A 786-nucleotide genomic window follows, 5' to 3' on the forward strand; every position below is an offset into this window, starting at 1 on the left:
TTACAGCTTGCTCTCAAGCTCGGGCAGGATCTCAAACAGATCCCCCACCAGGCCGTAATCCGCCACCTGGAAAATCGGTGCTTCGTCGTCTTTATTGATCGCGACGATCACCTTGGAGTCTTTCATGCCCGCCAGGTGCTGAATGGCACCGGAAATACCCACGGCGATATACAGATCTGGGGCAACGATCTTGCCGGTCTGGCCAACCTGCATATCGTTGGGCACAAAGCCTGCGTCTACCGCGGCCCGGGAAGCACCAATGGCAGCCCCCAGCTTGTCGGCAATGCCGTCGAGCAGCTTGAAGTTTTCGCCGTTGCCCATACCGCGGCCACCGGAGATCACCACCTTGGCTCCGCCCAATTCGGGACGATCTGACTGCGCCAGCTCCTCTTTGACAAAGCTGGACTGGCTGTTGTCCACCACTACGTCGACGGCTTCCACCGTCGCGCTGCCGCTGGTGCCGACCGCATCAAAGCCGGTGGAACGCACGGTGATGACCTTGAGCACATCGTCGCTTTTCACCGTCGCAATGGCGTTACCGGCGTAGATAGGACGCTTGAAGGTATCGGCACTGTCCACAGCGATAACGTCCGACAGCTGGCTAACATCTTTTAGCGCCGCTAAACGCGGCAGTACGTTTTTGCCGGTGGTGGAGGCGCTGGCCAGTACGTGGGTGTAGCCATCGGCCAGTTCGACCAGCAGCGCGCCCATTGGCTCGGCCAGCTGGTGGGCGTAAACGGCGTTATCCGCGACGCGTACTTTGCTTACGCCGTCGAGTTTGGCGGC

At 59.9% G+C, this 786-nt stretch carries 1 protein-coding gene; it reads right to left on the reverse strand.

Going from position 1 to position 786, the window contains the following annotated elements:
* On the reverse strand, nucleotides 1-786 hold a 786-nt coding region (locus K7H09_RS24330; RefSeq protein WP_230806384.1), incomplete at its 5' end, for an electron transfer flavoprotein subunit alpha/FixB family protein.

Origin of the sequence: Halomonas sp. IOP_14 (assembly GCF_021021315.1) — a bacterium.
GTDB lineage: Bacteria > Pseudomonadota > Gammaproteobacteria > Pseudomonadales > Halomonadaceae > Vreelandella > Vreelandella titanicae.